The sequence below is a fragment of the Cupriavidus sp. GW822-FHT06G04 genome (assembly GCF_058799075.1).
The window spans coordinates 671,126-679,091 of record NZ_JBXALD010000003.1 but is presented as its reverse complement, the minus strand read 5'-3'; the positions used below and the strand labels follow the sequence as shown (position 1 = coordinate 679,091).

The 7,966-nt window shown below is 65.5% G+C and carries 7 protein-coding genes and 2 pseudogenes; 1 reads left to right on the top strand and 8 read right to left on the bottom strand.

The annotated features are described in order from the left end of the window. The 6 genes and pseudogenes from AC1RKI_RS10400 to AC1RKI_RS10375 form a co-directional block, all read right to left on the bottom strand. A pseudogene (locus tag AC1RKI_RS10400) lies at positions 1–212 on the bottom strand (hypothetical protein); the annotation flags it as partial. Further along, positions 164–973: pseudogene (locus AC1RKI_RS10395) on the bottom strand (formyltransferase); the annotation flags it as partial. The pseudogenes AC1RKI_RS10400 and AC1RKI_RS10395, both read right to left, overlap by 49 nt. A gap of 38 nt (positions 974–1,011) precedes the next feature. Then, positions 1,012–2,013: a glycosyltransferase gene (locus AC1RKI_RS10390; RefSeq protein WP_061959641.1), complete on the bottom strand. Its 1,002-nt coding sequence runs from the start codon at positions 2,011–2,013 to the stop codon at positions 1,012–1,014. Continuing rightward, a complete protein-coding gene (locus AC1RKI_RS10385; RefSeq protein WP_061959642.1) occupies positions 1,992–3,167 on the bottom strand; it encodes a DegT/DnrJ/EryC1/StrS family aminotransferase in 1,176 nt (391 codons plus the stop codon). Before AC1RKI_RS10385 ends, AC1RKI_RS10390 begins: the two co-directional genes overlap by 22 nt. Positions 3,168–3,173: 6 nt before the next feature. Beyond that, positions 3,174–3,545, bottom strand: a complete 372-nt coding sequence (locus AC1RKI_RS10380) for a DMT family transporter (RefSeq protein ID WP_061959643.1) — start codon at positions 3,543–3,545, stop codon at positions 3,174–3,176. Next, entirely contained in the window at positions 3,542–5,269 is a 1,728-nt protein-coding gene (locus AC1RKI_RS10375; protein WP_492797432.1) for a glycosyltransferase family 39 protein, read from the bottom strand. The genes AC1RKI_RS10380 and AC1RKI_RS10375 overlap by 4 nt, the downstream gene beginning before the upstream one ends. A 361-nt stretch (positions 5,270–5,630) precedes the next feature. On the opposite strand from AC1RKI_RS10375, the gene AC1RKI_RS10370 reads away from it, so the two are divergent. Then, positions 5,631–6,500 (top strand): hypothetical protein, encoded by an 870-nt coding sequence (locus tag AC1RKI_RS10370; RefSeq protein ID WP_061959645.1) that lies wholly within the window; start codon positions 5,631–5,633, stop codon positions 6,498–6,500. 78 nt (positions 6,501–6,578) lie between these two features. Here AC1RKI_RS10370 and AC1RKI_RS10365 read toward each other — a convergent pair whose 3' ends face one another. Together AC1RKI_RS10365 and AC1RKI_RS10360 are read right to left on the bottom strand one after the other, a co-directional pair. Beyond that, complete coding sequence (locus AC1RKI_RS10365) at positions 6,579–6,857, bottom strand: hypothetical protein (protein WP_061959646.1); 279 nt, start codon at positions 6,855–6,857, stop codon at positions 6,579–6,581. A gap of 141 nt (positions 6,858–6,998) precedes the next feature. Next, positions 6,999–7,916, bottom strand: a complete 918-nt coding sequence (locus AC1RKI_RS10360) for an amino acid ABC transporter substrate-binding protein (RefSeq protein WP_150981040.1) — start codon at positions 7,914–7,916, stop codon at positions 6,999–7,001. Between the last annotated feature and the right edge of the window lie 50 nt (positions 7,917–7,966).

Sequence of the window (7,966 nt, the reverse complement as noted above, 5' to 3'; positions counted from 1 at the left end):
ACCTCCCACGGCGTGGTTTCCAGGATGCGGCGCGTCAGGTGGTGGCCGATGAAGCCGTTGACGCCAAGAATCAGGACCTTTTTCATCGGTTTTCCTCTGTGGACTGTGCGGAGATGATGTTCTGGAACTCGGTGGCGGACACCGGGCTGGCGTGTTCGGCGCTGCTGCCTTCGAGCAGTTGCAGCACGCGCAGCACGCCGCCGTCGCCGCAGATGGCGACGATGCGACCGTCCACGACGTGCAGCCCGCGCGGCAGGCCTGCGGGCGCCGCAGCGCTGTCAAGCCGCCGCGCTTGCGCGACGATAAAACGGCGTCCGCCAAGCTCGGTGAACGCGCCCGGGTAGGGCGGAGCCACTGCGCGGACGAGATTGTAGACCGCGGAGGCGGGCTGGTTGAAATCGATTCGGCCATCCTCGGGCTTGCGCCCGGAAAAATAGCTGCCGTCTGCCAGCCGGTTCGGCCGCCTGGGCGTCTGGCCGGCCATCATGGCCGGCAGCGCGCGCCACAGCGTTTGTTCGGCGGCTACCGTCACTTTCTCGAAGACCTGCCCGGCCGTGTCGTCGGGCAGGATCGGCACCGAAGTCTGGTCGACGATATAGCCGGCGTCGGGCTTGGCTTCCATCGCGTGCAGCGTGGCGCCGGTTTCGGTCTCGCCATGCAGCACCGCCCAGTTCACCGGCACGCGGCCGCGGTATTTCGGCAGCAGTGAGCCGTGCATGTTGAACGCGCCGGACGGTGCGATCGCCAGCACTTCGGCCGGGATCATGGCGCGATAGTAGAACGAAAAAATGACGTCGGGCCGCGCGGCGCGCACGGCGTCGGCCAGGGCCGGATCGGTCGGGTCTTCGCCGTACAGGAACGACAGGTTCAGTTCCGCCGCCGTATCGGCCACGCGCGCGAACCATATGTTTTCGTCGGCACGGTCGCGGTGCGTGATGACCAACGCCACGTCGACGCCGCGCGCGTGCAGCACGCGCAGGCAGCGGTCGCCGACATTGTGATAGGCAAAGACTACGGCGCGCACGATGCCTCCGACGCGACTTCCTGGCGCGGGTCGCGCGGGTTGTGCTCGAGCACGGCCTGGATACGGTAGCGCGGGCGGTCGCGCACTTCCTGGTAGATGCGGCCGATGTATTCGCCCAGCAAGCCGATGCCGAACAGCATGATGCCCATCAGGAAGAAGTTGAAGGCGAACAGCGTGAACACGCCTTGCACTTCCGAGCCGAGCAGGAAGCGACGGATCAGCAGGATCACGAACAGGCCCGCCGACGAGATCGACAACACCGTGCCGATGGCCGAGAACCATTGCAGCGGCACGATCGAGAAACCGGTGACCAGGTCGAAGTTCAGGCGGATTAGCTGGTACAGCGAATACTTCGATTCGCCTGCGTGGCGCTGCTCGTGGCCGACTTCGATTTCCACGGGGTTCGACGAGAACGTATACGCCAGCGCTGGAATGAACGTGTTCACCTCGCGGCACGCGTTGATCGTGTCGATGACATTGCGGTCATAAGCGCGCAGCATGCAGCCCTGATCGGTCATCTTGATCTTGGTGATTTTCTCGCGCAGACGGTTCATCGCGCGCGACGCATAGCGCCGGAACGCGGTGTCATTGCGCTGACGGCGAATCGTGCCCACGTAGTCGTGGCCCTTGCGCATTTCTGCCACCAGGCGCGGAATTTCTTCCGGCGGGTTCTGCAGGTCCGCGTCAAGCGTGATGACGATGCGGCCGCGCGTGTGTTCGAAGCCGGCAAGGATTGCCATGTGCTGGCCGAAATTGCCGTTGAACAGGATCACCCGGGTCACGTCCGGGCGCTTGTGGAACTGCGCGGCCAGCAGCTGCGGCGAACGGTCGACGCTGCCATCGTTGACGAAGATGACCTCGTACGATTCACCCATCGCGTCGAGCGCCGGGTAGACGCGGTCGAACAGCGCCTGCAGTCCGCCTTCCTCGTTGTAGACGGGAATGACGACCGAGACCTCGACCGGGCTTAGTGAGAGAGACGTTTGCATGTTTGGCTGAGTGTTTCGCAAACCCGCGCCACATCGGCGGCCTGCATGGCAGGAAAGAGCGGCAGCGTGACGATGCCGCGGCCGATGCGTTCGGCATGCGGCAGCATGCCTTCGCGCCAGCCAAGGGAGCGGAAATAGGTAAACAGGTGAATCGGCGGATAATGCACGCCCGTGCCCACGCCACGTTCGCGCATAGCTTCCATTACATGCTTGCGCGCCTCGGCCGCACCGCCCTGCAGGCGATCGACCGGCAGCACCACCTGGAACATGTGCCAGTTGGTCGTTGCCGCGGACGGATCCCGCGGCAGCGGCAGTTCGATGCCGAGTTCGGCCAGGCCGGCGTCGGCCGCGCAACGGAAATATTCCTCGGCCAGTTGGGCGCGGCGCGTCGTGATGGCGTCGAGCTGCTGCAACTGCGCCAGCCCGATGGCCGCGTTCACATCGGTCAGGTTGAACTTGCCGCCCGGCTCCTCGACATCCATGCCGTCCATGCCGGTGCGGATCACGCCTTGCAGCCGCAGGCGCTCGGCACGCTGCGCCTCTTCGGGCGTGTTCATGACCAGGCAGCCGCCTTCGACGGTCGTGATGTTCTTGTTGGCCTGGAAGCTGAAGCTGACCAGATCGCCCAGCGCGCCGATGCGCTGTCCGCGCCAGCGCGAATCGATCGCCTGCGCCGCATCCTCGATCACGCGAAGGCCGTGGCGCCGGGCGATCGCGTACAGCCGGTCCATATCGACCGGCAGGCCCGACAGGTACACGGGAATGATGGCGCGCGTGCGCGGCGTGATGGCCGCCTCGACGGCGTCGAGGTCGATGTTGCGGGTGCGTGGGTCGATATCGACAAACACCGGGCGCGCGCCGACGGTCAGCACCACGTTGGCCGTTGCCACCCAGGTGATCGGCGTGGTGATGACTTCGTCGCCGGGACCGATATCGGCAATGCGCAACGCGATTTCCATCGTTGCGGAGCCGTTCGAAAACGTGCGCACCGGCCGGCCGCCGAACAGTTCAGACAACGCGGCTTCGAAAGCCTGCACCTTCGGGCCGGACGTGATCCAGCCCGATGCCAGCACCTTGCCGACCTCGGCAATCGTGGCGTCATCGATATTGGGGCGTACGAACGGCAGGAAATCCTGCGAGGCGGAAGCAGTCATGTTCGATCAGGAACGGGCAATCAGGAAGACGCCAGCCAGTATCAGCACGATGCCGGCCATGCGCAAGGGACCGATCATCTCGCCGAACAGCCAGTAGGCGGCCAGCGCGTTGACCACATAGCCCAGCGAAAGCATCGGATAGGCAATCGACACGTCCACGCGCGACAGGCCGATGATCCATACGCCAACACTGACCACATACAGCGTGAGACCGCCGATCACGGGCCACTGCGTGAGCACGCGCAAGGCCGTGGAAAACAGCGTGGCGCGGTCGATGGTAATCGCGCCCACGGCATTGACGCCGGCCTTGAGCAGCAGCTGGGCGCAGGCGTTCAGCAGCACGCCGGTAAAGATGAATGCGAAAGTCGAAAGCGTCATGGGGCGGTTCGGGGCTGCTGGGCCGGCGCGGCCGCCGGCACGGGGAAATTGCTGGCGACCACGCGGCGGATGTCGCGCGCCACCACGTACACAGGCACGCCGCGGGCGGCCAGGTCGTCATAGGTTTCCGGCGACATGATACCGAGCGCGGGCTTGCCGTCGGTCCATTTGGCGATGAAACCGTCCATGGTCGGAATCCATTTGCCCGGCTCCTGCGTGGTGCCGAATTCCAGCTCGTCCGGATGGGCCACCATCGTCAGCGTGCGGCCCAGGTAAAACGGCAGCGTGTGATCGAGCACACCCACGCCGTAGATCGGCATGTCGTCCTTGAGCACTGCCTTGATGGCCGGCACGAGATCGATGCCGGAAGCGCGGCGGCCCATGACCTCGTGGCCCATCAGGCCGATCGTGCAGGTCAGGAACATCGCCAGCGAAAACGCCGCGATGCTGGGCAGCAGGCCGCGCGTGCGCAGCAGGCGGCGCGCCAGCAGCATGCCGGCCAACAGTACCGCAAACGCTACCCCAATATAGACCGCGAATGCGCGGAACACTTCATTGGGATTGGTGGGACGCGACAGCGTGGCCACCACCGGCGCGGCAGCCAGCCCGACCACCGCCAGCACCAGCAGCGCGTTGATCTGGCGGTTCCAGGAACGGTCGTTGATCTGGTCGAGCGCCACGCCTGCCAGGATGGCCAGCGCGGGAAACACCGGCACGATATAGCCGGGCAGCTTCGAGCCGGACAAGCTGAAGAACACAAAGATTGCGGCAAACCAGATCAGGCACAGCAGGGCGGGCTGGAACGGCTTGCCGCCGACACCGCGCGCCGCGCCCGCACGCTCGCGCACCACGTCCCACATGCGCGGGGTGAGGCCCAGCCAGGGCAGCAGGCCGGCCAGCAGCAGCGGCACGAAATACCAGATCGATCCCTTGCGCGCGTGCACCGTGGAGGTGTAGCGATCCCAGTGCTCGTGGATAAAGAAGAATTGCGGGAATTCGGGATTGCGCGAGGAAATCAGCCAGAACCAAGGGACCGTCACCACCAGCATCGCAACCATGCCGCTGGGCAGGTGCAAGCGGCGCCACAGGCCCAGATCGCGCGTGACCAGCGTATAGACCACCAGCACCAGGCCGGGCAGGGCGATGCCGACCAGGCCCTTGGTCAGGATGGCGACGCCCATGGCGGCCCAGCAGGCCAACATCCACGCGCGCCGGGCGGCCGGCGAGGTGTCCGGGTGCTGGGCGAGCAGCATGAACGCCAGCACGCAGGCCAGGGCGCCAGACAATGTCATGTCCAGCGAATTGAAATGGCCGGCCACGCTCCACATCGGCATGGCCAGCATTGCCAGACCGGTCAGCAGGCCCACGCGGCAGCCGAACCAGCGCGCCGCCGCCAGCATCGTGACGGCGAGCCCGGCAATGCCCGACAGCGCCACGCACAGCCGTGCCTGCCAGTCGCCCACTCCGAACAGCTCGTAGGCGATGGTGGTCACCCACAGGTGGAACGGCGGCTTCTCAAAGTATTTCAGTGCGTTATAGCGGATGGTGACCCAATCGCCAGTCACGAACATCTCGCGGGAGATCTCGGCGTAGCGGCCCTCGTCCGGACGCAGCAGGTGGCGGGCATCGAGCGTGCCGAACCAGACCAGAAGCACTGCGACAACTACCAGAGCGATCATGCCGACAGGCAGCCCGGCATGGCGCGAGGGCGAGGAACTACGCATATCTCTCCTGAAATGGCCGGGATACCGGAGGCGGGTTGTGCGGCTTGCGTTGTGGCGAACACCCCACAACGCGGCAAGCCCGGAATCGGTGGACAAACTGTGCGCCCGAAGCCGTTGCGAAGACCGCGCGCGCCGCCCGTTTTACCGCGCTGCGCCGCTGCCGCCAGGGCCGGCAAGGGTCCGCGGGCGCGCAATGTTAGCACGAGCGACTTGTCCGCCCTGCGGTTTGGGTGCTTCCGGCCCGTCCCGGCCAGGGAAGGGGTCATTTGCGCGCCATCGTTTTCGCGTGAATACTGGCGCCATTCCGAGTTGCCGCTGGCCCGATCCGACGGCGCCTTGGCCATGGGGACGGGGAATCGCGATGAAATCGGTGCTGTTGGCGTTATTGCTGATGGGTGGGGTGAACGTGGCGTGCGCCCAGGCTTCCGCCGCCGCGGCGGATCCGGCGGCGGCGCCCGTATCGGGCATGACGCCGCCGATGCCCAATGGCGCCGCGCTGTGCGACGCGCCGTGGTTCCGCTCCGGCTCGCGCGTGCAGATGGAGGGGGACGGATCGATGCCGATGTCGATCACCATGACGCTGCGCGAGGTGATGCGCACGGCGCGCGGCTGCAGCGCCCAGCTCGAGGTGCGTTCGAAATCGGCGCTGTCGGCGCTGATGGGCCCGCCCGTAGTGATGGATCAGGTCCACGAGATCAATATCGACCGCAGCGCGGCCACGGCCCGCACGCGCATCGACAGCCGCAACGCCGTGATCAACGCTCGCGCGCGTTACGCGCGCATGTTCGGCGAGGCGTCGTTTACGGGCAGCGGCGTCTTCAACTATGCGGGCACGGAAATCCGCGAGGGCGCCATGCTCGACGGCGAGACGTTTCAGTCCAGCGTCGCGCTCAAGATCTACCCACTGGGCCAGGACGAGGTGGTCGGCACGATGCAGGCGCTGCATGCGTCGATCATCGTCAGCGCGCGCCATGTGGGCCGCAGGCAGATGATCAATACGGTGATGGGGCGCAAGGAATGCATGCCGATCACTTACGAGAAGCGCACATCGCTAGGCCCGCTGATGATCGGCGACGAACTGCTGCAGCTCGAGCCGAGCGTGCTCCATGTGACCGACTGGTACTGTCCCGCCGAGGCGTTCGTGCTGCGCACGGAGATCCGCCAGAACAACGAGGTCCAGCGCATCGACGTGACGGCGCTGGAACTGGACGTCAAGGACGACAACCGGTAAGGCGCCGGGACGCCCCAAAGCAATGAGCCCTTCGCTAGGAAGGGCTCATCGTTTTTTCAAGCTGCGCGAAGCTGCGGGTCAGTTGGCCGGCGTGGCTTTCTTAGTGGCCTTCTTGTTTGTCGACTTCTTCGGCGCGGCCGATTGATCGACCAGGTCGGCGCGCGTGCTCTTGTTCGCGCCTTGCGAGTAGGTGTCGAACTTGTCGCCGGCCTTGGCGCCCTGGCTGTAGGTATCGAACTTCTCGCCCGACTTGGCGCCTTGCGAATACGGATCGAACGACTTCTTGTCCTGCGCAACGGCGGCCACCGAAGCGGTGGCAAGACCCAGCGCAATGGCGGTGGCGATGAACTTGTTCATGAAATTTCTCCTCGGTTGCCGCCTTCGGCGGTTCGCGTTATTCCGGTTCTACCGGCCGGTAAAACCGCGCTGGGCCAGTGTGGACAAGGCGTGGCGGGCCGTCAACTCAGGGCTTTTCCGGGGGCGTTGCGCCGGAAATGCTTACTCCGTCACAACGTCCGAGGGGTGTTTCCAGGCCTGCAGGACTTCAGCGGAAGGCGGCAGCGCCAGGTTGGTGCCGCGCGCGCCGATGCCTTGCTGGAACCAGCGCTTCTGCAGTGCCGCGGCATCCGCGCTGGCAAACGTCTTGGCCAGCGTCTGATCGACCAAATGCTTCCACTCGGGATCGGCCTTGGACATCATCAGGGCGTTCTGTTCGACCGAAAGTGCCGGCCCGACGATCACGTATTGCGAGGGGTCCTTGGACTTGGCGCGCAGTCCGGCCAGCAGGACGTCGTCCATCACGAAGGCCTGGGCGCGGCCGGTTTCCAGCAGCAGGAACGATTCGCCGTGGTCCTTGGCGTAGACGTCGCGGAATCCGTATTCGCTCTTGAGGCGGCGCACGTGGCGATCGCCGGTCGATCCGGCGCTGGTCACCACGGTCTTGCCCCGCAGGTCGTCAAACGACTTGATGCCCGAATCGGCGCGCACCAGCATGCGCACGGTGGACACATAGTGCGACACGCTGAAGGCCACCTGTTTCTGACGTTCGAGCGTATTGGTGTTGGGCGCGCAGTCGAGGTCGACCAGTCCGTTGACGACGGCCGGCACGCGATTCTGCGGCGTCAGCGGCAGCCAGCGCACCTTGAGGTCCTTCAACCCCAGCTTGTGCTTGGCGGCGTCGGCCACGCGCAGGCACAGATCCACGGCATAGCCGGCCGGCTGCCCCTTGTCGTCGCCAAATGAAAACGGCAGCGCCGATTCGCGGTAGCCAAGCGTGATGGTGCCGGTTTCGCGGATCTTGTCGAGCACGGGGCTTTGGGCGTGGGCGGCCGGCGCCAGGACGGCCGTGAGTGCCACGGCGGCGGCGATGCGTTGAACGGAACGGTGGAGCGAGCGGAAGAATACAGGCGACGACATGGGCGGGGTCAGGCTAGCAAAGACGCAAGGGTATACCCGGCCCCTGACAG